This is a genomic window from Thermotoga sp. Cell2 (genome assembly GCF_000789375.1).
GTDB lineage: Bacteria > Thermotogota > Thermotogae > Thermotogales > Thermotogaceae > Thermotoga > Thermotoga petrophila.
The window spans coordinates 566,822-590,442 of record NZ_CP003409.1; the positions used below are offsets into that span (position 1 = coordinate 566,822).

Below are 23,621 nucleotides of genomic sequence, written 5' to 3' on the forward strand. Positions count from 1 at the left end.
CTTTACCAGCAGTTTCCATACCTCTAAGGAACTATTGAAACGTTGGAAAGAGACGAAGAACTTATCAACATGATCATGTTTCCATACCTCTAAGGAACTATTGAAACTAAACGCAAGAGTCGAAAAAGGTATCAAGAAAACCAGTTTCCATACCTCTAAGGAACTATTGAAACAGGAGGCGGTATTATGAAGTTGAGAGTGTATCGTATGTGTTTCCATACCTCTAAGGAACTATTGAAACGTTGTTAACTGGGCACGAGACTATTACTACTCATACCAGTTTCCATACCTCTAAGGAACTATTGAAACTCTTCATCGAAAACACTTCTGCAAACAAGGGTGTTAGTTTCCATACCTCTAAGGAACTATTGAAACCCGTTGAGTTCAAGAGAAATTATACCACAAACACAATCTGAAAGCAAGATGTTTTTTGACCTTCCATATCCTCCCTTTCCATAAACCATTCTAACACACAAAAGAGCACCTTCAAGTACTGTTTGGAAAAATGGAATAATTGCATAGTCAAACAACGAAAGAACACAAGCAAAAAACAGAAGATAAATTATATCAACCTACGTCAGGGTGTTTTGAGGTGTTTCTGGTAAAAATCGATTAGTTCCATGTTTCACAAATAGATGAAAGAAGGTATTCCTCAATGTGTTAGAAGTTAACTACTAATTTCTCGAATTCAAAGCACTTACACGTCATCGATTACCACAAATTCTCTTCATATTGTCTCTTCATATCATCCATTATTCCCTTTTTAACGCATAGCTTCCGGTACCACAAACCTGCATGAAATTTTTCGTTACCGGTAATTGCATACTCTGTATCGTTCTTCCAGTGCCAGATACACACATCACCTACTTTGTGAATGATTGGAACTAACCTGGTTTGTATGCATAAAACATAATATGTTAAAACAAATATATTTCACACTAACACAAAAGCAAAGAACAGAGTGGTAAAATTTTTCAAAATTCTTGGGGAGGAAGATGATGATTTCCATATTCTTCGGGAGTTTCCTTGTGGGGCTTTCCGGTGCGGTCGCACCGGGCCCTCTAATGATGATAGCCATATCCCAGAGTGCAAAAGGTTGGAAAAACTCTATAAAACTGATATCCGGCCACGTTGTTCTGGAAGCTTTTCTTGTTCTCCTGCTGGTTCTTGGCTTTCAATGGGTCCTGAAATCTCCGCTTGTGACAAAAGTGATAGGTCTTCTTGGAGGATCTTTCCTTGCTTTCATGGGGATTTCTCAGCTAACAGCCATCAAAGGTGAGATCTCACAGGTAGAAAAAAACGATCTGAAAATCCCCCTTCCCATCACAGGAGCCCTCGTTTCACTGTCCAACCCGTACTTTCTTCTTTGGTGGATGTCCGTCGGCAGCGCTTTCCTTGTCAAAGCGCAGACATCGTTTCTGGCTGGGGTTACTGCCTTCTACTTCGGCCACATTCTCTCAGACATTCTCTGGTACTCTCTGATAGGTGTCTTTGGAAACACCATATTGAAATCCTCACGGATCTATAAAATAGTGATGGCCGTGACCGGTCTGTTCCTCATCGGTTTTGGTCTTTTCTTCGTGCTTGATTCTTTCAGGTAGTTCTTCCAGTTTCTTTTTTATGTACTCCAGAGCCAGAAGGTAACCGTACACACCAAGTCCGCTTATCTGACCGTCGCACACCTCAGCCGTAACGCTCCTTCTTCTGAACTCTTCCCTCCTGTGTATGTTCGATATGTGAACCTCCACCTTCGGCACCTTCACGATCTCCAGGGCATCCCTTATGGCGTAGCTGTAGTGGGTGAAAGCCCCCGGGTTTATCACAAGACCATCGAAATCGAGCCTGTGCAGTCTATCCAAAATTTCTCCCTCGTGGTTCGACTGAAAGACCTCCACTTCCACATCGTTTTTCCTTCCCCAATCTTCTATCATCTTCACAAGATCCTCATGAGAAAAGTTTCCATAGATGTTTTTGTCTCTTTTTCCGAGCATGTTCAAGTTGGGTCCGTTCACCACGAGTACTTTCAATCTACCACCTCCAAAAGTTCGAGCGGATCGACCTCTAAGAATTCGATCTTTCCGATTTCTTTCACGTAAGGAAGCCTAACTCTGGAACCTTTCAGGATCTTCTTGTCGTTCAGAATGAGATTTCTGGCTTTCTCAACATCGACGGATGGAACAGGAATTGGTACGATCTGTTTGACCTTTTCTACGATCCATCTCATGGTTTCCTTAGGCACTATTCCCTTTCTGTACAGGTACATCGTCTCTTTTTCGATGCCCCACGCTACCGCTATACCGTGAGGTACCCCTTCCAGCATCTCGTACACATGACCGAGCGTGTGTCCCAGATTCAGGGCGTGTCTCAAACCCATGTCGTAGGGATCTTCCATTACTATCCTCGCTTTATCTTCGACGGAGATTTTTACCATCTCGCTGAGAACTCTGAGATTTCTCTTCTCAATCTTCTCCGGCTCATCGAAGAGTTCTACCCCGCGACCCGATAGAATCGTCATCTTGAAGGCTTCCACGACTCCCTCTTCGAACCTGCCCTCATCCATCGAAAGCGTGACGGTGGGATCTATGATGACGTAGTCTGGCATTCTGAAAGTCCCAACGACGTTTTTCACTCCAGCGAAATCGATGGCATTCTTTCCACCAACGGAAGCGTCCACCTGAGCCAGAAGTGTTGTCGGATAGAAAGAAAGTCCCACTCCCCTTTTGAACGTGCTCGCCACAAAGCCAGTGAAGTCGGTGAGAGCACCTCCTCCGACACCCGCTATGGTCTTTCCCCTGGGAAAGTCCATCCTCACAAGTTCGTAGTACGCTCTGGAGACATGCTCCAGCGTCTTCACTTCCTCTCCATCCGGAAAAAGAAGCCGATTCTCTGGAAGGTACCTTCCGTATATCTTCTCCACCCTCTCCGTGGTGAAAACCAGCTCTTCGTTCCTCACCCTCTTGAAACCACCGAGGATGATCTTCACCAGGTGTGGTTTTTCTATCGTTGAGATTTCTTTCTCGTCCAGAGCCTCCAGCACAACGAGTGCGGTTGTTTCCCACTCGTTCAACTTGGAGGTGTCGATCCTTCTGAACTCCGCGTAGAACTGTTTTCTCTTTTCCCAGATCTCTCGTATTCTCTCTTTTCCTTCTCTCAGAAGAGGCCTGTTCTCTGTTGTTACTCTTTCCATCAACACTTCAGGGGGAGCGTAGAGAAAGAGAGTCTTCTCTTTCTTCAAAAGCTCCCTGTTCTCTGGATCGATCACAACACCTCCACCCGTTGCCACGACCACGTTGTCTCTTTCCACAAGTTCCCTAAGAAGTTCTTTCTCTTTCAATCGGAAGTACTCTTCACCGTCTTCTTCGAAAATCCTTCGAACGCTTCTTCCCTCTCTTCTTTCTATCTCTTCGTCCATATCTATGAACTGAAGGTCGAGCACCTCGGAAACCCTTTTACCGATCGTACTCTTTCCAGAACCCATCATCCCAACGAGGAAGATTCTCATTCCCGAACCTCCTTTTCAGGTCGTCGATGTTTCCATCGCCCAGGTGTTCGAGCAAGGCGTCCGAAATCACCACAGCGAGCGCGGCTTCACACACGACGGAAGCGGGAGGAACGGCCGTCACGTCAGATCTCACGTACGGTGTTTTCGCCGGTTCCATTGTTCTCAAATCAACGGAGTTCAACGGCTTTCCTGTGGTAGGAATGGGTTTCACGAAGACGTTCACCCACACGTCTTCTCCGTTGGTGATGCCCCCTTCTATTCCTCCCAGATTGTTTGTTCTTCTCTTTATCCTGCCGTCTTCCAGTTCGAACTCATCCAGATAGTCAAAGCCGTACCACATCTCTTCACTTCCAATCACCACTCCCTTCACAGCGGGAATGGCAAAAAAGAGGGAACCTATCTTCGAGTCGAGCTTTTTGAAAAGATCGGAGTAGCTCCCGATGCCTGCCGGGACACCTCTTGCAATGACCTTCACCTTGCCGCCGAGGGTGTTTCCCTCTTCTTTCGCCCTGTCGATCTCGGAGATCATTCCTTCCGTTGCCTCTGGATCTGGACAGAAAACGGCCGATTCGTCCCTCTTTCTTCTCAACTCCTCAAAATTGTCTGGGATATTCTTCGCTTCCACGTTTCCAAGTCTTGTGACAAACCCGAGAACATCTATGTTGAACTCTCTGAGGAGACTCTTCAGAAGAGCACCCGCCGCCGTGAGAGCCACCGTCCATCTGGCACTGGATCGTTCCACGTAGACGTTCAGATCCGGCAGTTTGTACTTCACAAAGGCAGCGTAATCTATGTGACCCGGTCTCGGCACGCTTCGAACGTCTTTCACCGGGTTGCCCGCTTTGTTTGGAACGAGAATCGTCACCGGTGCTCCCGTTGTGATACCTCCCCACACTCCGGAGACGATCTCGAAGGCATCTTCTTCCATGCTCATCCTCTTTCCTCTACCGTAGCAATTTCTTCTCCTGAAAAGCTCTCTTCTTATGATTTCTTCGTCGATCTTCAAACCCGCAGGAATCCCTTCCAAAACCGCTATCATGTACTTTCCGTGGGAATCTCCCGCTATTGTGAGCCTCATCTCAGTACCTCCTCGAACACTTCTTTGAACGATCTTTCATCGTAGATTCCCCATATTTTGAGATTCTCCATCGCCTGATAGTAAAACATGAGGTTTCCCTTTACAACGTGTTCCACTCCCAATCTCTTCGCATCAGAAACGAGAGGAGTCTCAAAGTACACCACGTCGTAAACAAGATACAGACCTTTCAAAGAAGCTTCGGAAACGGTCAGTTTCTCTCCCTTCATTCCAACGGAAGTGGTGTTGAAGAGACTCTTCGCCTTTTTCACAACCTCGTCGAGCTGATCGAGAGAGAAAATTTTCACAGGAAAATCGAGAGCCTTCGCCCTTTCGATCGTTCTGTTCACCACCCAGATGTCTTTCACGCCCATCTGGAGGAGAGCGTAGATCACAGCACGTGCGGCTCCGCCCGCTCCCACAACGACAACGGGTTCTTTCACCTCTACACCCTCGAGCGATTTCACAACGCCAACCCAGTCGGTGTTGTATCCCTTTCCCCGAAAGACGCAGTTCACGGCTTTTATTCTCTGCGCATCTTCAGATGGTTCGACGTACCGCATCACTCTTTCTTTGTGAGGAATTGTCGCGTTGAAACCATCGTATTCTTCGAGAATCCTTCTTATCTCCGTGTCGAAAGATTCAGGTGGTATCTCTTCCATACCGTACGAGTGGTTCATTCCCGCCCTTTTGAAATACTCGTTGTAAAGCCTTGGTGATATGCTGTGACTCACCGGATACCCTATGATGCAGAATTTCATGATATCACCACTCTCTCCAGCAGTTCGTAAAAGTTCGGGAAAGACACCGCCACGCATTCGTGATCTTTCACATCAACCCCCTCTTCACTCACGAGCCCTGCTATGGAAAAGAGCATAGCCATTCTGTGGTCGCCTTCTGGATCCACCGATCCACCTTTTATGCTCTGCTTTCCAACGATCTTGAAACCATCTTTGAACTCTTCTATTTCGACACCGAGCCGTTTGAAGTTTTCCACCAGAACCCTTATCCTGTCGGATTCCTTCTTTCTCAACTCCTCCGCGTTTCTCACAACCGTTTCTCCTTCCGCAAAAACACCGAGAAGCGCCACAAGAGGCAGTTCATCTATCATGAGAGGTACGAGGTGTTCGGGAACAACCACACCTTTCAGGTTTGGAGATGTCTCAACCCTCACAGTTCCTATCGGTTCAAGATTTTCTTCCGTGATCTCCCACTCCAGGTTGGCTCCCATGAGTTTCATAACTTCGAGGAGTCCCGTTCGGGTGGGATTCAGGCCAACGTCCGTTACTGTGATTCGAGCGTTGGGATGAATGGCGCCGAGAACCACGAAGAAAGCAGCCGACGAGATATCACCAGGGACTTTCATCGTGAAACCCCTGAAGGTAGCAGGCTCCAGAACCACACGTGTTCCCTCCACCTCGACGGGAACACCGAGGTTTTTGAGCATCCTTTCCGTGTGATCTCTGCTTTTTGCTGGTTCGATAACGATTGTTCGTCCGCTGGCTCTGAGCCCCGCCAGAAGAACCGCGCTCTTCACTTGAGCGCTCGCCACCGGTGTTTTATAGCTGATACCGGAAAGGTGATTTCCCTTGATAGCCATGGGAAGGTAGTTGTTCTGCCTCGCCATGAAACGCGCTCCCATCATCTCCAGAGGTTCGATCACTCTTCTCATCGGCCTTCTGGAAAGAGAAGAATCCCCGTAAAGCACTGTGAACATCTCGTATGAAGCAAGAACTCCACTCATCAACCTCGTGGTTGTTCCGGAGTTTCCACAGAAGAGAGGTTCTATTGGCTCAGCGAAGGGCTTCGGAAAGACCTTCATCTTTTCCCAATCGCCTTCAAAACGTGTACCGAGTTTTTCGAGAATATCGTGGGTTCTCTCTGTGTCGAGACACCTCAAGAGGTTGTACAGGGTGCTTTCCGTTTCCGCCAAAGCGGACAGAATGAGAGCCCTGTGAGTTATGGATTTGTCCGGAGGAACGCTCAGCACTCCTTCAACCTTCTTCGCCGGAAGTACCTTCAAGATATCACTTCCCTTATCACTTTTTTCAGGTTTTCGAAATCCTCTTTCTCTGTGAGATGATATAAAACATTCAGAAAGTTTCTTGCGTCCTCCAGGTATTTGAGGATGTTTTCTTTATTATATCTGATCATATCCAGCGCCATCTCCATGTTCTGTTTCGAAAGTCTCGTGTTGGAAAGATAACCAGGTCCCGCGTATTCTTCAAAGGGTTTCCCTACGTACCGTGCGCTCAGTGAGATCAAGTACTGAACGTGGCTCACCGCAGCGACGATCTCGTCGTGGATCCTGTAGTCTATCCACAAAGGTCTGGCACCAAGATCTTTCACGATGTTTTCAATCATCCCATCCTCTTTTCCGTCGAGAGAGCAGAGAAAGAAGATCTTTCCGTCGAACATTTCTCGATCCCAACCTGATTTTCCCTTTCGTTCGTTTCCGGCCATGGGATGTCCTCCTGTGAAGTTCAATCCCCTCTCTCTGGCTATTTCCATGAAAGGTGTCTTCACGCTCGCCACATCGAGAATCTTCCCTGAAAAGTCCGTTTCTTTCAGGAATCTCTCCTCGACGCTCATGGGAAGCGCAAGAACGAGAAGGTCTGTATCGTAGAGATCGCTTTCCTTTGAAACAGTTTCTATTCCGTTTTCTTCCAATGCTTTCATCGTTTCTTCATCTCTGTCGAAGGCTGTGACATGATGCTTTTCTTTCAATTTAAGTGCGATCGATCCACCGATGCATCCCGCTCCGTGCACAGAAATTTTCAATTCACCTTCACCCCCAGGGCATCAGCGAGTTTCTTCATTTCCTGAACCAGTTCCTTGAAGAGCTCGAAGTCAAGACTCTGTTTTCCATCCGAAAGTGCCTTCTCCGGCTCCGGATGAACCTCCACAATGATTCCATGAGCTCCAACCGCTATAGCGGCCCGGGAGAGTGGAATAACGAGGTCTCTTCTTCCCCCAGAGTGGCTCGGATCCACCAGAATGGGAAGATGGGATTCCTTTCTGATTATAGGAACAGCGGATATATCGAGTGTGTTCCTCGTGGCCTTTTCGAACGTTCTGATTCCCCTTTCACACAGTATGATCTTCGTGTTTCCAGAGTTTGCGATGTATTCAGCGGAGAGAAGGAACTCTTCGATGGTGTTCATGAAACCCCTTTTCAGAAGAACGGGTTTGTTGTAGCTTCCCGCTTTAGAGAGCAATCTGAAGTTCTGAGCGTTTCTCGCTCCTATCTGAATGATATCAGCGTACTCGGCCACTTTTGGAAGATCGTCTTCTCCGAGAGCCTCCGTCACCACGTACATACCGTACTTGTCGGCAGCTTCTCTCAGGTACTCCAACCCTTTCTCTCCGAGTCCTTGGAAAGAGTAAGGAGATGTTCGAGGCTTGTAAGCCCCTCCCCTCAAAACCTTGACACCGAGTTCGCTCAAAAAGTGCGCGGTTTCCATGAGCATTTCCCTGCCCTCAACTGAGCACGGTCCCGCTATGATGGTGAAGTAGCCGTTTCCTATCTTCACATCTCCGAGGTCGATCACCGTGTCCTCCGGATGGAACTCACGAGAGACGAGTTTGTAAGGCTTGAGCACCCTCACAACGCTTTCCACACAGTCCAAAGATTCGAACTTGTCCGCCACCACGTACCTATCGTCCCCGATGATCCCAATAACCGTTCTTTCCTGACCTTTGGAAATGTGACACTTCAAGTTGTAACTCTCAGCCAACTTCACCACCTTCCTTATATCTTCTTCTGTGGAACCGGGTTTCAAAACGACTATCATAGATCTACCACCTCCTACGGGATTTTGGTAATAAAAAAAGGGCTCCGCTGCCCGGAGCCCTTCAGTGTTTTCTATCGCTCCGGGCAGATACCGAAAGAGGCACCTGCCCGGAGCGGTCGCACTCACGGACAGGTGCCCCTGTTAAACCAAAAGTAATAATAATTGTGTTCAATCGATTTGAGACATATTATTCTTCCACATCGCATAACCTTTCACCCCTGTTTGGTTACTATTCTAACAAACAACGCTGGAAAAATCAAGTGGGAAGCTCTTTTCCCCTCAAAGCTACCAGAAGCAGCACAGCGACCAGAAAAGAAAGCGCTCCGACAATATAGTAAAGAAAATGGACCGGCACTCTATCAACGAGGTATCCGTAGAGAACCGATCCGAGCGGAGTGACTCCGTTTGCTACGAGAATGAGGAAAGAAAAGGCCCTCGCTCTGATGTGAGAAGGTGTCATCTTTTGAAACGCCGTGTCCAGAGGAACGTTGATGATGGGATTCAAAAAACCCATTATCAGGAACGTGATGAAAAACAGCGAGAAAAGAACCAGTCTGTTCAAGGAAAAATCAGGCATGACGAGAAAGCCAAGGAAGACGATGGGAAGTTCAAAAAGAAAGATAGAAATCTTCATGGCCTTCCACATGTTCTTCTTTGACAGGTACGATGCGATCAGAAAGTTCCCAAGAAGCGCCCCTAAGGTGAAGGAAGTCTCCAGGAAACCAAATTCCTGAGCCGAAAATTTCATCACTTCCCTGATCGTGTAAGGATACACCACCATGAACAGCGGAGAGATGAGCAGATTCAGAAAAAGTGCGAAGATCAGAATGGTTCGTATGAGCTCGTGGTTCCAGATGAAGAGAAATCCTTCTTTGAGATCTTCAAGGATCTGAGAGAATTTTGCTGGCTTTTTCTCCACCTTTCGGCTGTAAACGATGAAGATCTCACTGATAGCAGAGAGGACAAAAGACACCCCATTCACAAGAAAAACGATCGCTATACCGTAGAATCCGTAGATCACTCCTCCCAGTGCGGGGCCCAGGATCTGTGGAAAGATCCTCACCATACCCATGATGGAGTTGGCTCTCATGAGAAAATCCTGAGGAACGATATCGGGAAACATCGCACCTGTCGGTATGTCGAAGAGATTGTCCATGACAGCCATCGCTATCTGAGAAACGTAGAGAACGGGAAGGGTGACGGAGTTTCTGAACGCAAGAAGGGCCAGAAAACAGATGAGAAATCCCCTCAGAAAATCCATCGAGACCATGAGAAACTTTCTATCTCCCCTGTCTCCCACGATCCCGGCTATGGGTGTGAAAAGGATCCTCGGAACCATGTAGGCTACGGTCATCAGGGCAACAGCAGATCCAGAGTGTGTCAGATCCAGTACAAAAAGAGGAATCGCAACCGCCTGAATGGAACTTCCAAGAATCGATACGAACCTTCCGAGGGCAAGAAGGAAGAAGTTCCTCTTCCAGTGTAAGAGCTCATTCACAGTACTCCCTCCTCATCGATCCTGAAGACTTCCAGGTACCATTGCACTGGATGTTTCTGTGACACCCAGTTCCCAAACCGCCGGTGAAGATGGAGCTGTCTCTACAGTAGAAAAAAACAGCACATACAGCCATATCAAAGAAAACAACATCACCACAAGAATCGTCGAAACCATCAGATACACCTTCATGGAAGATCATTCTTTTCCTTCGACCTTCTTCTTGGAAGAAACAGAGATGTTACTGATGAAAGGAGAGACCATTTTCAAAATACCGCTGACGAAGAAGTTCGATATCCTCGCGATATCACCTTCCACCACCGGTGTTTTCCCTGATTCTTTGACGCCGATGAGAGCGAGATCTCCCTTCACCGTTCCTCCATCGAATTCGATCTTTCCGCCGATGACGGCAAGATCACCTTCCACCTCTCCGGAAAAGAACGTTTCACAGTTGATGAGCGCAAGATCTCCTTTGATTTTTCCCCTTATGATCGCTTTCTTTTTAGAAAGGACGAGATCTTCTTCCACTATCTCGTTTTCGCCGAGGATGTAGTCGCCCTCCCGTTCAGAAAAATCACCTTTTGGCCCGATTTCTTCTCTTTCCTTTTCCTGTACCGCCTTTATCAGCATCTCCCCTTCTTCTGGACTGATTTCTCCCCTTGCCACAGCTTCCAGGATCTTTCTGATCTCCTCAGACATCGCTCTCTCCTCCTTTTTTCCTCTTCTTCAGAATTTCCAAAGCTTCCTCAACGCTGATCTTCCCTTCTTTCACCTGCTTGAAGAGATCCTCTTCTGCAGCTTCTTCCTCCACTTCTCCAAGGGGTTGGAGATTCATCTTCTCCAGGATTCTCTCCAGCTTCCCCCTCAAGGCGAAATAGCCCTGTCCTGTGTAACGCTCTATCTCCTTCAAATTCCCACGCGCCTTGAAGAATAGAATCACGAACTCGAGTTCATCTTTGTCGAGAAAATCGAACGGGCTCGCTTTGAAATGTCCCCGCACAGTGACATCGTCTCTTTTGCAGTGAAGCTCTGTAACTATCATTTCTTTTCCGCAGACCGGACACTTGGGCAACATATTTTGTCACCTCCTGCAAAATATTTTAGACTATCACCAAATATTTTGTCAAGTCCCCAAAAATTTTTCTGTGAGGATTCTTATTGCTCCCTTCTTCACCGTGAAATGAGTCTTTCTTTACATATAATTAGCGTTACCTTATTTGACTCTTAATCTCCCGATGATACACTTACACATGAAAAATGAGAGTAATTCTCAAAAAGGAGGTGAGGAAAATGTTAGTGTTGATACCGGTAGATGTGTTGATTTCGATCCACAATGAAAAGATAAAGCAACCTCAAAAGAAATAAGTGTCGTGCCCCTGCGTCCCTGTTTTTTAACCAGGCCTCGAAACGAGGCTTTTTTTGTTTTAAAATACATAGGGTGATACTGTGTTTCTTCCCACAACACGTGAGGAAATGAAAAAATTAGGCTGGAGAGAGCTCGATGTCATTCTTGTCACAGGTGACGCTTATGTGGATCATCCCTCCTTCGGTGTTGCCCTCATCGGTCATTATCTCGTCTCTCACGGCTTCAAAGTGGGAATCATAGCTCAGCCGGACTGGAGAACAGAAAAAGACATCACACGTCTTGGAAGGCCTCGTCTTTTCTTCGGTGTCACCGCTGGAAACGTTGACTCGATGGTGGCGAATTACACGGCCTCAAAGAAAAAGAGAAAAACGGACGACTACACACCGGGTGGATCTGGTGGAAAAAGACCTGACAGAGCAACCATCGTCTATACGAATCTCATCAAGAGATTCTTCCCGGAAGTTCCCGTTGTCCTTGGTGGATTGGAAGCGAGCCTCAGAAGGTTCGCACATTACGACTGGTGGAGCGAAAAGGTGAGAAAATCCATCCTCATCGATTCAAAGGTGGATCTCCTCGTCTATGGAATGGGTGAGAAGGCAGTTCTTGAGATTGCACAGATTCTTTCCAGAACAGGTGATATAGAAAAGTGCAAAAGTGTTCGTGGAGTTGTCTGGTGGTCCTCTCAAAAACCTGAAGGAGGCATCGAACTACCCTCCTACGATGAAATCTCAGAGAATCCCGAAAAATACGCCGAAGCGTTGAAACTTCAGACCTGGTATACTGATCCATACAAGAACATTCTGATCTACCAGAAACAGGACACAAGATATGTTGTTCAGAATCCCCCGCAACTTCCACTTTCCCAGGAGGAACTCGACCGGCTCTACCTTCTTCCTTTCGAAAGAGAAGTTCATCCCTTCTACGCAAAGATGGGAAGAGTGAAGGCGATAGAAACGGTGAAGTTCTCGATAACGGCCGTGAGAGGTTGTTTCGGAAGCTGTTCTTTCTGCGCCCTCACACAGCACCAGACGACCCACGTTTCCTACCGCAGCAAAGATTCCATTCTCGAAGAAGTGAGGATCCTCACAAAGAAAAAGGATTTCAAAGGTACCATCACGGATGTTGGAGGGCCGACTGCGAACCTCTACGGTTCGAGCTGTTCCATCAGAGAAACGAAAGGACAGTGCCAGAAGTTCTGTTTGTATCCCAGCGTGTGCAAGATTGTCCGACCGAACCATGACGAATTCATCTCTCTTCTCGAGTCGATCAGGAAAATACCAGGTGTCAGAAACGTCTTTGTCTCTTCCGGGATCAGGCACGACTTCGTCCTTGCCGAAAAAGATCCAGACGTCTTCATAAGGGAACTCGTGAAGTACACCCCGGGACAGCTGAAACTCGCCCCCGAACACGCTCATCCAAAGGTGCTATCTCTGATGAGAAAACCGCCTGTAGAACTGTTCCTCGAGTTCAAAAGGCGCTTTGAAACACTCGCAAAGAAGATAGGAAAGAGAAAGTACGTGATCGGCTACTTCATAGTGGGACATCCGGGAGAAGGCTGGAGGGAGAACAATTACTTGAGAGACTTCATACTCAAACACCTCGGGTACTTTCCTCAGCAGATCCAGATATTCACACCTACTCCCGGAACGGTGAGCACCGCGATGTACTACTCTGGTTTGGATCCCTTCACAGGTGAAAAGGTTCACGTCGAAAGATCGCTGAAGGTAAGAAACAAGATGAAGGAGAACGTGCTGTTCAAAAAGAAGGGGAGGGAAAAGAGATGAGACTCACTGTCTTCCTTTCGCTCTTTCTCGGTGTGATGGTGTTTGGTGCCTTCGATCAGGAAGCGTTTCTCTTCGTTCAACATCTCACCTCTGAAAACTTCGAATCGGCTTTGAATATGTGTTCCAATCAGGTAAAAGCACAGCTCAGTGTCCAGAGTCTTTCAAACATCTGGAACTCTCTGAAAGCACAGCTCAGTGACTTCAGAGAAATCGCTGGATACGAGAAAATCATCCAGGCTGAATACGAGATCTACAACTTCACTCTGAAGTTCGACAGAGGAGAAATCTCAGCACTTGTCACCATGGACAGAGAAGGAAAAGTCGCCGGACTCTTCTTCAAACAGGCTACAAAGACAGAGTACGAACTTCCAGACTACGTGGACCCGGAGAGCTTTGAGGAGAAGGATATCACCGTGAACGGCCTTCCCGGGAAGATCACGATCCCAAAAGGAAGCGGACCGTTCCCGGCTGTTGTCCTCGTGCACGGCTCTGGACCGAACGACATGGACGAAACCATCGGTCCAAACAAGATATTCAAGGACATCGCGTACGGTCTGTCTTCGAAGGGTATCATCGTTCTCAGATACCACAAAAGAACGTTCGTCGAGAAAGTAGACCCTACCACCCTGACCGTCGAAAAAGAAGTCATAGAAGACGCACTGGAAGCGGTGAAGATACTCAAAGAGAGAAAAGACGTCTCCCGAGTTTATGTGCTGGGACACAGCCTCGGTGCGATGCTCACACCGGAGATAGCGGAAAGATCGAAGGCAGACGGTGTTGTCATGATAGCACCGCCCGCAAGACCGCTCGAAGAAGTCATGGAAGATCAGTTGAAATATCTTCAGTCTCTGGGTCTTGCAAGCAACGTAGAAGAAACTCTGAACATTCTGGAAAAACTCAAAAGAAAAGAGATTCCTCCAGATGAATTCGTCCTTGGAGCTCCCGCGAAGTACTTTTACGATCTGAGAGAAAGAGATCCTGCTTCAATTGCGAAGAGACTAACCATCCCCATGCTTTTGATCTTCGGCGGCAGAGACTACCAGGTGACTGAAAAGGACCAGGAGATCTGGTTGAAGGAACTTTCAGGCAGGGAAAATGTGAAAATACTCGTCTTCGACGATCTCAATCACTTGATGATTTCAGGAGAAGGAAAATCAACGCCGGTTGAATACATGAAGAAAGGTCACGTTGACAAAAGAGTAATAGATGAGATCGCCAGGTGGATGGTAAAATAACAGGAAAGGAATTCGGAGGGAAAAGTGTGAGGATCTACGATCCGTTTAGAAAGAAATGGATAGAAGAAGAAATAGAAACACCCTTTCCCTCGAAAGGATTGGTTGCCACGTTTCCCTTTGTCGATCTTCACGTTCATGTTCGCCTCAATGGTGGAGAAGATTACAGCTCCTTAGAAGAAGCCTCCCTTGTGGGAGGCTTTTTTAAAGTGGTGGTACAGCCCAATACAAAGCCACTCATAGACAGCAAAGAAGTTCTGGAAAGACACCTGGATCTCTCCAAAAACAGAGCGGTCGAGTTTCTCTTTGCCGTTTCTCCCTTCGGATCGATCGAAGCTGAAGGAGAAAGAGTGGTGGGCTTTTCAACGGACGGCATAGAGTACGACTACCCTACACTCGTTGAAACGATGAAAAAGAAAAAGAAAGCCCTCTGGTTCGACCACAGCCAGATGTACGAGGTGGATGGAATCTTCTACGAGGGAGCTCCTCTACCGTTTCAGAAAAGACCGAGATCGAACGAAGCGATAGCCATAGCACGAACCGTTCTGACGGGCCTTGAGTACGGATTCGAAAGATTCCACATCCAGCATGTAACAACGAAGTACTCCGTAGAAGTGATATCGTTTTTGAAGAACCTGGCAAAGGTCAGCTGTGAAGTAACACCGCACCACCTGTTTTTCTGCTACGAAGACATCAAAAACACGAACTTCAAGATCAACCCTCCTCTCGGATCTCCGGAGGATAGAAGAGCTCTCATTGAGGCCGTGAAAAAAGATGTGATCGATGTTCTAGCGACGGATCACGCGCCACACCACGAAAAACCGGACGATTTTCTCACCGCTCCCTACGGCTCAACATCCATAGAAATCGCCTTTCCTGCCTATTACACAGCCCTGGGTGATCTCGAACTCGTCGTAAAAAAACTCACGAAAAAGCCCCTCGAAGTGCTCGGTGTTGAAGCTCGTCTCACAGAAGATACTCTTGTGTTCATCGATCCGGAGGCAGAGTTCATCGTGGACGCAAAAAAATTCAAAAGCAAAGGGAAGAATTCCATGTTCGACGGTGTCAGACTGAAGGGAAAAGTGGTCGCTCTTAAAACTCAAAGGAAGATGGGTGATGATAGATGGAGAGGTTATTGCTGACCAAAAAGAAAACGATTAGAGTGAACGAGGATACCTGGATCGTTCTCTTCGAGGAGCGGATCGATTTCTCTCCAGGACAGTTCGTCATGTTGGAGACACCGAAACTCGTCAGAAAGCCTTTCGTTCTCGGATACTGGGAAGATCACACAGCGATCTCCGTTCAGGTGAAGGGAAAGGGAACGAAGTGGATCGTCGAAGAAGCAGAGAAGATAAAAGGTCACGGTCCTCTTGGAAACGGCTTCGAAAAGCCTGGAAAAGGCCTTCTCATCATCTCTCCCACATGCCTCACGATGGCCGAAGCGTTCCGAAAGAAGATGAACGTGGATGTACTCGTGGGAAGCAGAACTCCCTTCCAGATACCACTTGATCACGAAACGGCCGTTGGTGATGAGGAGTTTTTGAGTAAACTCTCCTCCACGGGAGAGTACGACTGGTACCTCGTCTCCGGTTCTCGGGGAATGGAAAAAGTCTGCTGGGAACACCTGAAAGGAAAAGAAGTTTACTTCTCGCTCGAAGAATACATGGGATGCGGAATAGGAGCGTGTAAGTCCTGTGCCGTCTTCACAAAAGAGGGTGTGAAACACGTCTGCACCGATGGTCCTATATTCAGAGGTGATGAACTGTGCTGGAGCTGAAACCTCCCCTTGTTCTTCTCTCCGGTCCTGCCGGCTTTGGAGAGTATCTGAAGCTCATGGATCACAGATACGTGGGCGGTGTTTTGCTGAAAACCGTCACGCTCCATCCGAAAGAAGGAAACCCCACTCCCAGAATGGCAGACAGCGATTTCTACGTGATAAACAGGATCGGACTGGAAAACCCCGGAATACACGCGTTCGTTGAAAACATTCCGGAACTTCCCGTTCCCATGATCGCAAGTCTCGGCGGTGATTCTTTCGAGGAGTATCTGGAAGTGGCCCGTGTGTTCAAAAAGGTAGCGGACAGATTCTATGCGGTGGAGTTCAATTTCTCCTGTCCGAACGTGAAAGAAGGAGGACTCTCCATAGTCAAAAACGCGGAAGAGTGGAAGAAACTCCTGAACACACTTAGAAAAGAACTTCCCGACTCCTTCCTGATAGCGAAAGTGGGAGTAGAGGGTATCTTTGTGGAAGATGCCGCGGAATTTGTGATGAAAGCGGAATGGGACGGAATCACGCTCGTGAACACGGTGAGGGGACTGCATTTTGAAAAAGACACGATGATCTTAGGAGGACTTTCTGGTCCCGTGCTGAAACCGATCGCCCTCAGGGCAGTGTACGAAGTGAAGAAAAGATTCCCAGAACTCTTTGTGATAGCAAGCGGTGGTGTGTACTCCGTGAAAGACGCAGAAGAATTCCTGAAAGTGGGAGCGGACGTGATAGGAGTCGGAAGCGCTCTCTTCAAAGATCCCGGTGTTGTGGAAGAAATTGGAAAATATCTGCTGGAGGTGAAAAGATGACACCTGTTCTCAGTCTGGACATGGAAGATCCTATCAGATTCATCGACGAAAACGGCAGTTTCGAAGTGGTGAAGGTGGGGCACAACCTCGCCGTACACGGAAAAAAGATCTTCGACGAACTCGCAAAGAGGAATTTGAAGATAATCCTTGACCTGAAGTTCTGTGATATCCCTTCAACGGTGGAACGTTCCATAAAGAGCTGGGATCATCCGGCGATCATAGGTTTCACAGTTCACTCCTGCGCTGGATACGAAAGCGTGGAGAGAGCCCTCAGGACAACAGACAAACATGTGTTCGTTGTGGTGAAACTCACTTCCATGGAAGGATCTCTCGAGGATTACATGGACAGGATAGAAAAACTGAACAAGCTTGGGTGTGATTTCGTGCTTCCTGGTCCATGGGCAAAGGCTCTGAGAGAGAAGATAAAAGGCAAAATTCTCGTTCCCGGCATCAGAATGGAAGTGAAAGCAGACGATCAAAAGGACGTCGTAACGCTCGAAGAAATGAAGGGAATAGCGGATTTTGCTGTGCTCGGAAGAGAGATCTACCTGAGCGAAAATCCCGGAGAAAAGATCAAAAGAATAAAGGAGATGAGACTGTGATAAAGGAAATCCTCGAGAAAACCGGTGCTTTGATGGAGGGGCACTTCATTCTCTCTTCCGGGAAACACTCCTCAAGATACGTGCAGTGCGCACGTCTTTTCGAGTTCCCAGAGTACGGCGACATCGTGGGAGAAGAATTAGCAAAGCTTCTGAGGAAGTACGATGTGGAAACAGTAGTGGGTCCTGCGATGGGAGGAGTGATACTCTCGTACGTCGTCGCAAGGTACCTGAAAGCGAGGTCGTTGTTCGCGGAAAGAGAAAACGGAGTGATGAAACTCAGAAGGGGCTTTTTCGTAAGACCTGGTGAGAAAGCAGCGGTAGTTGAAGACGTGGTGACCACGGGTGGTTCTGTGAAGGAAGTGATAGAGCTCTTGAAAGAGTATGGAGCAAACGTGGTGTGTGTGGGTTCCATCATCGATCGCTCCGGCGGAAAAGTGGACTTTGGAGTTCCGTTCGAAAGTCTTCTGAAGCTCGACCTTCCGGTCTACGATCCTGAAGACTGTCCACTCTGCAAACAGGGAATCCCGGCAGAAAAACCGGGAAGCAGGGGGTTGAAATGATAATAAAAGGTGCCCTGGTGTGGAATGGAAGGGAGTTTGTTCAAAAAGATCTGTTCGTGGAAAACGGAGAATTCGTCGAAAAAGCAAATGAACCTGTCATTGATGCGAAAGGATACTTCCTCGTTCCGGGCTTTGTCGATTCACACGCACACGTTGTGGGAACGGGCTTTTCGAAACTCAGTGTCCAGTTCAACGATTGGGACGAGCTTTTCGAAAGAGATCTCACCAGTGAAGTTGTGGTGGGAAGGGGTTGGTTCGAAGAACCAGATGGATCGGTTGTTGAGAGGTTGGACAGAATCGAAGCGCCTGTCTTTCTCATAAGAAGGTGCGGTCACAAAGCGTTTCTCAACAAAAAAGCGATGGAGGTTCTGGGAGTCGAAGAAAGGTATCTCGTAGAGAACTTGGAAAAGATCTACGAATACGTCTTCAAAGAGAAAATAGCAGAATTCTACAGAGTAGGAGAAGAGGAATTTCTCAAACACGGTGTAACATTCGTTCAGAGCGATGACCTTTACGGTGTGAGCGTGGAAAGGCTTCTTTCCATTATAAAACACTCCAGAATCAGACTCTTCGAGAAGCTGAAACCAAAGGATCTAAAACCCGAACACTTCGGAGATCTCAACAAGAGAGTGCACGTTAAAGGAGTCAAAGTCTTCATGGACGGTTCCCTTGGAGCAAAAACGGCTCTCATCTCCGGTGAATACGACGACGGAACGCAGGGTGTGCAACTTCTCACAGAAGAAAAACTCGAAGAACTGGCTCGCTTCTGCGACGAACACGATCTCATTTTGAACGTTCACGCCATAGGAGACAGTGCGGTGAGCCTTGTTCTCGATGTTCTCGAAAGACACCGCGGTCACAGAATCATCCACGCTCAGTTCGTCCAGGAAAAGGATCTACAACGGGTGAAAAACACCACTTTTTCCGTTCAGCCACATTTCTTCTTCGAAGATCAGCCCCTTTTGAAGAAAGTCAAGGTGAACGCTCTTCACTATCCGTTCTACAGAATGTTCAAAGCGGGTGTTTCTATCTCTTTCTCTTCGGATTCTCCCGTTTCACCGTGTGACCCAAAATATATCGCAGAACACGCACTCAAAATGGGTTTCTCCAGAGAAGAAACGTTCTACCTGATGACGGAAGCGGGGGCAAGTCAGGTGGGAATAAAAACAGGAAAGATAGAAGCAGGGTACAGAGCAGACTTTTGTCTCTACGAGAGAAATCCACTTCTTTTCGAGGATGATCCCATTGCGGTGTTTGTGGAGGGGGAGAAGATTTATGAGAAAAACGGATCCTCTCATTGATATTTTCAAAAAGAACAAAGAGAGAATCGATATCCTTGGAAAAGCATGGGATATCTTTTATTTTGAAGGAAGAGCTCCCGATGTAGGTAAAAGGCGTGAGAATTTCATAGTTGAGATGATAAGAAAAGAACTTTCACACTTCATAAAATCCGTTAATCAAGCCCCAGACACAGAAAGAAACTGGGATATTGAAATAACTTTTCAAGACGACTCAACAAAGAGGTACAGTATAAAAACAACTGAAGGATTTTCCGACGTTAAAATAGCATGGGATGGATTCCCAACCAAAGATAGAATTTTAACTTTCAACTTCCAGGCAGATATATTCTACATTGCAAGAAACAAAGACAAAATAATACTATGCGTTATTGATTTAGAAAAATTGAGAGACCTACAGAGAGAAGTAGAAAAAAATGAATCAAAGTTGGAGGAGTACTACTCACTCCCGAGCAGCAACACAAACCCGCGTGGTTTTGGATTGAAGAGTTCTACTGTAAAAAGATTGATCGAGCTTTCAAAAAAAGAGGAAAACTATTTAGAGATCGATTACAAACCTTTTCCCGTTGAATTGATACTCAAAGCAAAAGAAGAATATTTCAAAGGATGGTACGATCTCATAAAAGAGTTGATAGAAAAATATCAACAGTGATCTTCAAAAAGAGTAGGTTTGCTGAGAATATCCTTTACCCTTTCTTCGGCCTTTTTTACGTATTCGGGATTTATCTCTATTCCAACAAAATGCCGTCCTGTTTTAACGGCAGCCACACAAGTTGTTCCTACACCAGCAAAAGGATCGAGAACGACATCTCCTTTAAAGGTGTAGAGCTGTATACAACGGTAAGGAAGTTCCTCAGGAAAGGGGGCAGGATGTCCTACTCTCTTAGCTGACTCTGGTGGAAATTTCCACACACTCCTTGTGAATTCTAAAAATTCTTCCCTTGTTATTGTTGATTTTGCTTCTCTATCACTGGGTTTTCTTCGCTTTAGATCTCCTTTACTCATTACAATTATATATTCGTGTTGATCTCTTAGCACGGGATTTACAGGAGACATCCACGAACCCCACGCAGTCGAAGAACCACTCACCGCTTCCCCTTTGTCCCAAATGATCTCTCCACGTATCAAAAAGCCTATCTTTTCAAACAAATGGATGAGATACGCATGAAGAGGAATGTACGGTTTTCTTCCAAGATTTGCTACATTAAAACAGGCTCTTCCACCCCAGACGAGAACCCTGTACACTTCTTTCATGATTTCTTCTATGAATTCAAGGTATTCATCAAGAGTCATATCTTCATCGTATTCTTTCCCTACATTGTACGGAGGTGAAGTCACCATGAGATGTATCGAACAGTCAGGTATTTTTTTCAGAACTTCTCTGGCATCCCCCTCAATGACCTTGTCTAAGAGATTTTCAGGAAGTGGGTTCTCGATGAGATCTTCCTCTGAAGGTTTTGGAAGGGAAAAGTTGGAATAGATCGCTCTACTATAAAATGGAGATGAATCATGGCTTTCCCGGCCTTTTACTCCAAAAGAACTGGTTCTTGTTGATTTTCTTCTCTTCACAATGTCATCCCCTGGGGATAGGAAAATAGAAAATGGAGCAGGCGGTGGGACTCGAACCCACACCCTCCGCCTTACCAAGGCGGCGCTCCACCGCTTGAAGCTACGCCTGCTCGCTTCTGTGGTTATTTTAACACACGAACCTTTTCCGTTCAAGATACTTCTTGATAACCCTTCTCTTTCAAAATCTGGGCTACTTCTTTATTCACCACGTATTTCGGAATATTACCCTTGAAAAAGTCCACCACAGATTGAGCAGCCATCATATTCATTCTGAGGATGGATTCCTTTGTATGCGCACCTATATGGGCTGTGGTGATGAGATTGGGACATTTGAAAAGAGGTGAATTGGGATTCGGAGGTTCCTCAGAGAAGACATCCAAGGCAGCACCCGCTATTCTTCCCTCTTTCAAAGCTTTCACGAGTGCTTCTTCATCTACCAGTCCTCCGCGGGAGGTGTTGATCAAAAAAGCAGATTTCTTCATGAGTGAGAGTTCTCTTTCTCCTATCATGTTCTTTGTACTTTCGTTCAGCGGAACATGGAGTGAGACGAAATCACTCTCTTTTAGAAGTTGATCCAGATCATCAACAGGGGTAGCCTCCAGTAATCTAACATTATCTTTACTCACATAAGGATCGTAGACCAGCACGTTCATTCCAAGGCAGACAGCCTTTTTAACCACTTCTCTTCCTATCGAGCCAAACCCCACCACACCCAGTGTTTTTCCAGAAACTTCCTGTCCCACCGTTCCTTCCCATTTTCTTTCGAGAAACAGTTTGTTGTGAGCCCATACAAGACCTCTAATCAGTGCGAAGATGAAAGCGATTGTGAGCTCTGCGACGGAAAGGGAATTTGCACCGGCTGTGATGGTAACGGGAATACCTTTTTTCGTGGCAGCTTCCAAATCTATGTTGTCCACTCCTACCCCGTGCTTGGCTATGATTTTGAGACGGGAGTTTTCTATCATCTCAGCCGTGACAGGATGTGTGCCCACGATCAGAGCGTCCACGTTCTTCAAAACATCAGGATCTATGGTATCGGCCCTTATTGTTTCAAATCCATTTTTTCTGAGAAACTCAACAGGTTCTCGAGAATATTTACCAAAGGTTCGTGTTACAATCAGAACTTTCCTCATATTTTTCCCTCCACGTTCAGTACTTTAGCTCCGAGACAGACAACCTGCTCTTGTTCAGATTCTCTATGGCTTTTGGATCTCTCGCTGCAAGAAGTGTGTAAATCGTGTCGAGTATTACGAGTTGTACGATCCTGGAGGTCATAGCATCTGTTCTTATCTTCGTCTCTTTCGTGTTCGTTACGAGGACAACGTCCGAGTAATTTGCAAGAGTGGACTTTCTGTTTCCCGTTATTGCAACAACCGGTATCTTCATCTCTCTGGCCTTCCTGGCAAAGTTCACCACAGAGATCGTTTCTCCGGTGTGCGAAATGGCAACCAGCAAATCGTTTGGTGAAGCTGTAGCAAGAATGGTTGCTATGATGTGCTCATCGTTAGAAAACAGACAGTTCTTTCCTATTCTTGTGAATTTGTGAAACGCATCAAACGCAACAGCTGCCGAGGCCGCGAAACCGATGAATATGATCCTCTGAGCGTTTTTAAACAGATCGACGGCCTTTTCGATGGAATCTACATCCATCCAATTCAGTGTATCCAGGATGGCCCTCACTGTTGCTTTGAATATCTTCTCCGTGATGGTTTTCGTATCGTCCTCACTCGAGACATCTTCGTAGACGATCTCGAGCGGTGCCCTGGAGATGCTCTGAGCCAAAAGCACCTTGAACTGTTGAAAGCTGTTCAATCCCAGTTTTTTGTAAAACTTCACGACGGAAGCTTCACTCTTCACACCTGCTTTTTCGCTGAGATCGCTGATGGAACTCTCTATAATTCCCTTCGGATCAGAAAGGATGGTATCAGCTATTTTTTTCTCTGCATTCGTGAACTCATCGTATTTTTCCTTGATCCTCTGAATAACATCCACACTAAGACCTCCTTACACAGCGGTAGAACCTCCATCTATGTTTATGATACTGCCCGTCATAAATCCGGCTTCGTCACACGCCGCAAAGAGGATTGCGAAGGCAATTTCCTCTTCTTTCCCCAGTCTCTTCATGGGGATCCTGGAGGTCATCTTTTTCAGGAGTTCTTCTGGATTCGGAGAAGCCTTCACCCTCGCCATGAGCCCCTCAGACTGAGTGGTGCCTGGACACACCGCGTTGACCCTGATTCCGTAATCGACGTAGTCAACGGCAAGAGATCGTGTGAGTCCCAGGAGTGCTGCTTTTGAAACACTGTAGACACACCTTCTTGGAATCCCTATGAGTCCTGCTTCGGAGGAAACGTTCACAATGACTCCTCCGCCCTGTTTTTTCATCTGCTCGACAGCATATTTTGAAAGAAGGAAAGGCCCTTTGACGTTCACGGCTATCGTTTTGTCAAAGTCTTCCTCCGAAGTCTCTTCTATGTTTCCATAGGGAACTATACCCGCGTTGTTCACAAGGATATCGAGTCTCCCAAACGCTTCCACCGTTCTTCTCACTATCCGTTCTGCATCCTTTGTTACGTCTCCAAGAATGAACACGGCCTCTCCACCCTTGCTTTTTATCAGTTCCACAGTGCCATTGCCTTTCTCCTCGGAAATGTCGTTCACTGCCACTTTCGCTCCTCTTTCTGCGAACATAATGGCTGCCTTCTTTCCGATGCCGGAACCTGCTCCCGTTATCAAAACCACCTTTCCCTGAAAGTTCATAGCTTCA

Annotated in this window: 23 protein-coding genes, 1 tRNA gene, 2 pseudogenes and 1 CRISPR repeat array (1 of these 27 cut by a window edge); of the genes and pseudogenes, 10 read left to right on the plus strand and 16 right to left on the minus strand. The window is 46.8% G+C overall.

Annotation, left to right across the window (positions count from 1 at the left end; translation table 11 throughout):
* Positions 1-375: a CRISPR direct-repeat array (repeat unit 30 nt; unit sequence GTTTCCATACCTCTAAGGAACTATTGAAAC); it begins 384 nt to the left of the window's first position.
* A gap of 623 nt (positions 376-998) precedes the next feature.
* Entirely contained in the window at positions 999-1,601 is a 603-nt protein-coding gene (locus tag CELL2_RS02930) for a LysE family translocator (protein WP_011943191.1), read from the plus strand.
* Here CELL2_RS02930 and aroQ read toward each other — a convergent pair.
* From aroQ to CELL2_RS02985, 11 genes and pseudogenes are all read right to left on the minus strand, one after another.
* Positions 1,599-2,027: pseudogene (gene aroQ, locus CELL2_RS02935) on the minus strand (type II 3-dehydroquinate dehydratase); the annotation flags it as partial. The gene CELL2_RS02930 and the pseudogene aroQ overlap by 3 nt on opposite strands.
* Positions 2,024-3,502: a bifunctional shikimate kinase AroK/3-dehydroquinate synthase AroB gene (gene aroB, locus CELL2_RS02940; protein WP_012896285.1), complete on the minus strand. Its 1,479-nt coding sequence runs from the start codon at positions 3,500-3,502 to the stop codon at positions 2,024-2,026. The pseudogene aroQ and the gene aroB, both read right to left, overlap by 4 nt.
* Positions 3,450-4,580, minus strand: a complete 1,131-nt coding sequence (aroC, locus tag CELL2_RS02945; protein ID WP_011943194.1) for a chorismate synthase — start codon at positions 4,578-4,580, stop codon at positions 3,450-3,452. Before aroC ends, aroB begins: the two co-directional genes overlap by 53 nt.
* A complete protein-coding gene (gene aroE, locus CELL2_RS02950; protein ID WP_011943195.1) occupies positions 4,577-5,338 on the minus strand; it encodes a shikimate 5-dehydrogenase in 762 nt (253 codons plus the stop codon). The genes aroC and aroE overlap by 4 nt, the downstream gene beginning before the upstream one ends.
* Positions 5,335-6,600: a 3-phosphoshikimate 1-carboxyvinyltransferase gene (aroA, locus tag CELL2_RS02955; RefSeq protein WP_011943196.1), complete on the minus strand. Its 1,266-nt coding sequence runs from the start codon at positions 6,598-6,600 to the stop codon at positions 5,335-5,337. The genes aroE and aroA overlap by 4 nt, the downstream gene beginning before the upstream one ends.
* Positions 6,597-7,358 (minus strand): prephenate dehydrogenase, encoded by a 762-nt coding sequence (locus tag CELL2_RS02960; RefSeq protein WP_038033481.1) that lies wholly within the window; start codon positions 7,356-7,358, stop codon positions 6,597-6,599. Before CELL2_RS02960 ends, aroA begins: the two co-directional genes overlap by 4 nt.
* A complete protein-coding gene (gene aroF / locus CELL2_RS02965) occupies positions 7,355-8,371 on the minus strand; it encodes a 3-deoxy-7-phosphoheptulonate synthase (RefSeq protein WP_004083125.1) in 1,017 nt (338 codons plus the stop codon). Before aroF ends, CELL2_RS02960 begins: the two co-directional genes overlap by 4 nt.
* A 256-nt stretch (positions 8,372-8,627) precedes the next feature.
* The gene (locus CELL2_RS02970) at positions 8,628-9,869 is read right to left on the minus strand and encodes an MFS transporter (protein ID WP_011943197.1); all 1,242 of its coding nucleotides are present in this window, start codon (positions 9,867-9,869) and stop codon (positions 8,628-8,630) included.
* Between the two features lie 12 nt (positions 9,870-9,881).
* Positions 9,882-10,058, minus strand: a complete 177-nt coding sequence (locus CELL2_RS09360; protein WP_164819368.1) for a hypothetical protein — start codon at positions 10,056-10,058, stop codon at positions 9,882-9,884.
* Between the two features lie 6 nt (positions 10,059-10,064).
* Positions 10,065-10,565, minus strand: coding sequence for a hypothetical protein (locus CELL2_RS02980; protein WP_011943198.1), 501 nt, complete (start codon positions 10,563-10,565; stop codon positions 10,065-10,067).
* Positions 10,558-10,941 carry a DUF2089 domain-containing protein gene (locus CELL2_RS02985; RefSeq protein WP_011943199.1) on the minus strand — a complete coding sequence of 128 codons (384 nt, stop codon included), beginning with the start codon at positions 10,939-10,941 and terminating at the stop codon, positions 10,558-10,560. The genes CELL2_RS02980 and CELL2_RS02985 overlap by 8 nt, the downstream gene beginning before the upstream one ends.
* Positions 10,942-11,312: 371 nt before the next feature.
* Here CELL2_RS02985 and CELL2_RS02990 point away from each other — a divergent pair, with 371 nt between their 5' ends.
* From CELL2_RS02990 to CELL2_RS03030, 9 genes and pseudogenes are all read left to right on the plus strand, one after another.
* Complete coding sequence (locus CELL2_RS02990) at positions 11,313-13,016, plus strand: YgiQ family radical SAM protein (protein ID WP_011943201.1); 1,704 nt, start codon at positions 11,313-11,315, stop codon at positions 13,014-13,016.
* Entirely contained in the window at positions 13,013-14,251 is a 1,239-nt protein-coding gene (gene estD, locus CELL2_RS02995; protein WP_004083104.1) for an esterase EstD, read from the plus strand. Before CELL2_RS02990 ends, estD begins: the two co-directional genes overlap by 4 nt.
* A pseudogene (locus CELL2_RS03000) lies at positions 14,236-15,409 on the plus strand (dihydroorotase). Before estD ends, CELL2_RS03000 begins: the two are co-directional and overlap by 16 nt.
* Entirely contained in the window at positions 15,372-16,025 is a 654-nt protein-coding gene (locus CELL2_RS03005) for a dihydroorotate dehydrogenase (protein ID WP_010865096.1), read from the plus strand. The pseudogene CELL2_RS03000 and the gene CELL2_RS03005 overlap by 38 nt, the downstream one beginning before the upstream one ends.
* Positions 16,013-16,825, plus strand: a complete 813-nt coding sequence (locus CELL2_RS03010) for a dihydroorotate dehydrogenase (RefSeq protein ID WP_012310634.1) — start codon at positions 16,013-16,015, stop codon at positions 16,823-16,825. Before CELL2_RS03005 ends, CELL2_RS03010 begins: the two co-directional genes overlap by 13 nt.
* Positions 16,822-17,427, plus strand: a complete 606-nt coding sequence (gene pyrF / locus CELL2_RS03015) for an orotidine-5'-phosphate decarboxylase (RefSeq protein ID WP_011943203.1) — start codon at positions 16,822-16,824, stop codon at positions 17,425-17,427. The genes CELL2_RS03010 and pyrF overlap by 4 nt, the downstream gene beginning before the upstream one ends.
* Positions 17,424-17,987, plus strand: a complete 564-nt coding sequence (gene pyrE, locus CELL2_RS03020) for an orotate phosphoribosyltransferase (protein ID WP_011943204.1) — start codon at positions 17,424-17,426, stop codon at positions 17,985-17,987. The genes pyrF and pyrE overlap by 4 nt, the downstream gene beginning before the upstream one ends.
* The gene (locus CELL2_RS03025; protein ID WP_011943205.1) at positions 17,984-19,288 is read left to right on the plus strand and encodes an amidohydrolase family protein; all 1,305 of its coding nucleotides are present in this window, start codon (positions 17,984-17,986) and stop codon (positions 19,286-19,288) included. Before pyrE ends, CELL2_RS03025 begins: the two co-directional genes overlap by 4 nt.
* A complete protein-coding gene (locus CELL2_RS03030) occupies positions 19,263-19,937 on the plus strand; it encodes a hypothetical protein (RefSeq protein ID WP_004083091.1) in 675 nt (224 codons plus the stop codon). Before CELL2_RS03025 ends, CELL2_RS03030 begins: the two co-directional genes overlap by 26 nt.
* On the opposite strand, the gene CELL2_RS03035 is transcribed toward CELL2_RS03030, so the two are convergent.
* From CELL2_RS03035 to CELL2_RS03055, 5 genes are all read right to left on the minus strand, one after another.
* Positions 19,928-20,854 (minus strand): site-specific DNA-methyltransferase, encoded by a 927-nt coding sequence (locus CELL2_RS03035; protein WP_008193633.1) that lies wholly within the window; start codon positions 20,852-20,854, stop codon positions 19,928-19,930. The two genes, CELL2_RS03030 and CELL2_RS03035, sit on opposite strands and share 10 nt — an antisense overlap.
* Before the next feature lie 33 nt (positions 20,855-20,887).
* Positions 20,888-20,964, minus strand: a tRNA-Thr gene (locus CELL2_RS03040).
* A 39-nt stretch (positions 20,965-21,003) separates the two neighbouring features.
* On the minus strand, positions 21,004-21,987 hold the full coding sequence (locus tag CELL2_RS03045; protein ID WP_038033475.1) for a phosphoglycerate dehydrogenase: 984 nt from the start codon (positions 21,985-21,987) through the stop codon (positions 21,004-21,006).
* A gap of 16 nt (positions 21,988-22,003) precedes the next feature.
* A complete protein-coding gene (locus CELL2_RS03050; protein ID WP_038033473.1) occupies positions 22,004-22,846 on the minus strand; it encodes a MurR/RpiR family transcriptional regulator in 843 nt (280 codons plus the stop codon).
* 12 nt (positions 22,847-22,858) lie between these two features.
* Positions 22,859-23,614 carry an SDR family NAD(P)-dependent oxidoreductase gene (locus CELL2_RS03055; protein WP_038033470.1) on the minus strand — a complete coding sequence of 252 codons (756 nt, stop codon included), beginning with the start codon at positions 23,612-23,614 and terminating at the stop codon, positions 22,859-22,861.
* Positions 23,615-23,621: the final 7 nt, after the last annotated feature.

Excerpts from the sequence above, each read along its gene's own strand:
- CELL2_RS02930 (WP_011943191.1), top strand. The coding sequence starts at position 999 with ATGATTTCCATATTCTTCGGGAGTTTCCTTGTGGGGCTTTCCGGTGCG.
- aroB (WP_012896285.1), bottom strand. The coding sequence starts at position 3,502 with ATGAGAATCTTCCTCGTTGGGATGATGGGTTCTGGAAAGAGTACGATC.
- aroC (WP_011943194.1), bottom strand. The coding sequence starts at position 4,580 with ATGAGGCTCACAATAGCGGGAGATTCCCACGGAAAGTACATGATAGCG.
- aroE (WP_011943195.1), bottom strand. The coding sequence starts at position 5,338 with ATGAAATTCTGCATCATAGGGTATCCGGTGAGTCACAGCATATCACCA.
- aroF (WP_004083125.1), bottom strand. The coding sequence starts at position 8,371 with ATGATAGTCGTTTTGAAACCCGGTTCCACAGAAGAAGATATAAGGAAG.
- CELL2_RS09360 (WP_164819368.1), bottom strand. The coding sequence starts at position 10,058 with ATGAAGGTGTATCTGATGGTTTCGACGATTCTTGTGGTGATGTTGTTT.
- CELL2_RS02980 (WP_011943198.1), bottom strand. The coding sequence starts at position 10,565 with ATGTCTGAGGAGATCAGAAAGATCCTGGAAGCTGTGGCAAGGGGAGAA.
- CELL2_RS02985 (WP_011943199.1), bottom strand. The coding sequence starts at position 10,941 with ATGTTGCCCAAGTGTCCGGTCTGCGGAAAAGAAATGATAGTTACAGAG.
- estD (WP_004083104.1), top strand. The coding sequence starts at position 13,013 with ATGAGACTCACTGTCTTCCTTTCGCTCTTTCTCGGTGTGATGGTGTTT.
- CELL2_RS03005 (WP_010865096.1), top strand. The coding sequence starts at position 15,372 with ATGGAGAGGTTATTGCTGACCAAAAAGAAAACGATTAGAGTGAACGAG.
- pyrF (WP_011943203.1), top strand. The coding sequence starts at position 16,822 with ATGACACCTGTTCTCAGTCTGGACATGGAAGATCCTATCAGATTCATC.
- CELL2_RS03025 (WP_011943205.1), top strand. The coding sequence starts at position 17,984 with ATGATAATAAAAGGTGCCCTGGTGTGGAATGGAAGGGAGTTTGTTCAA.
- CELL2_RS03030 (WP_004083091.1), top strand. The coding sequence starts at position 19,263 with ATGAGAAAAACGGATCCTCTCATTGATATTTTCAAAAAGAACAAAGAG.
- CELL2_RS03045 (WP_038033475.1), bottom strand. The coding sequence starts at position 21,987 with ATGAGGAAAGTTCTGATTGTAACACGAACCTTTGGTAAATATTCTCGA.
- CELL2_RS03055 (WP_038033470.1), bottom strand. The coding sequence starts at position 23,614 with ATGAACTTTCAGGGAAAGGTGGTTTTGATAACGGGAGCAGGTTCCGGC.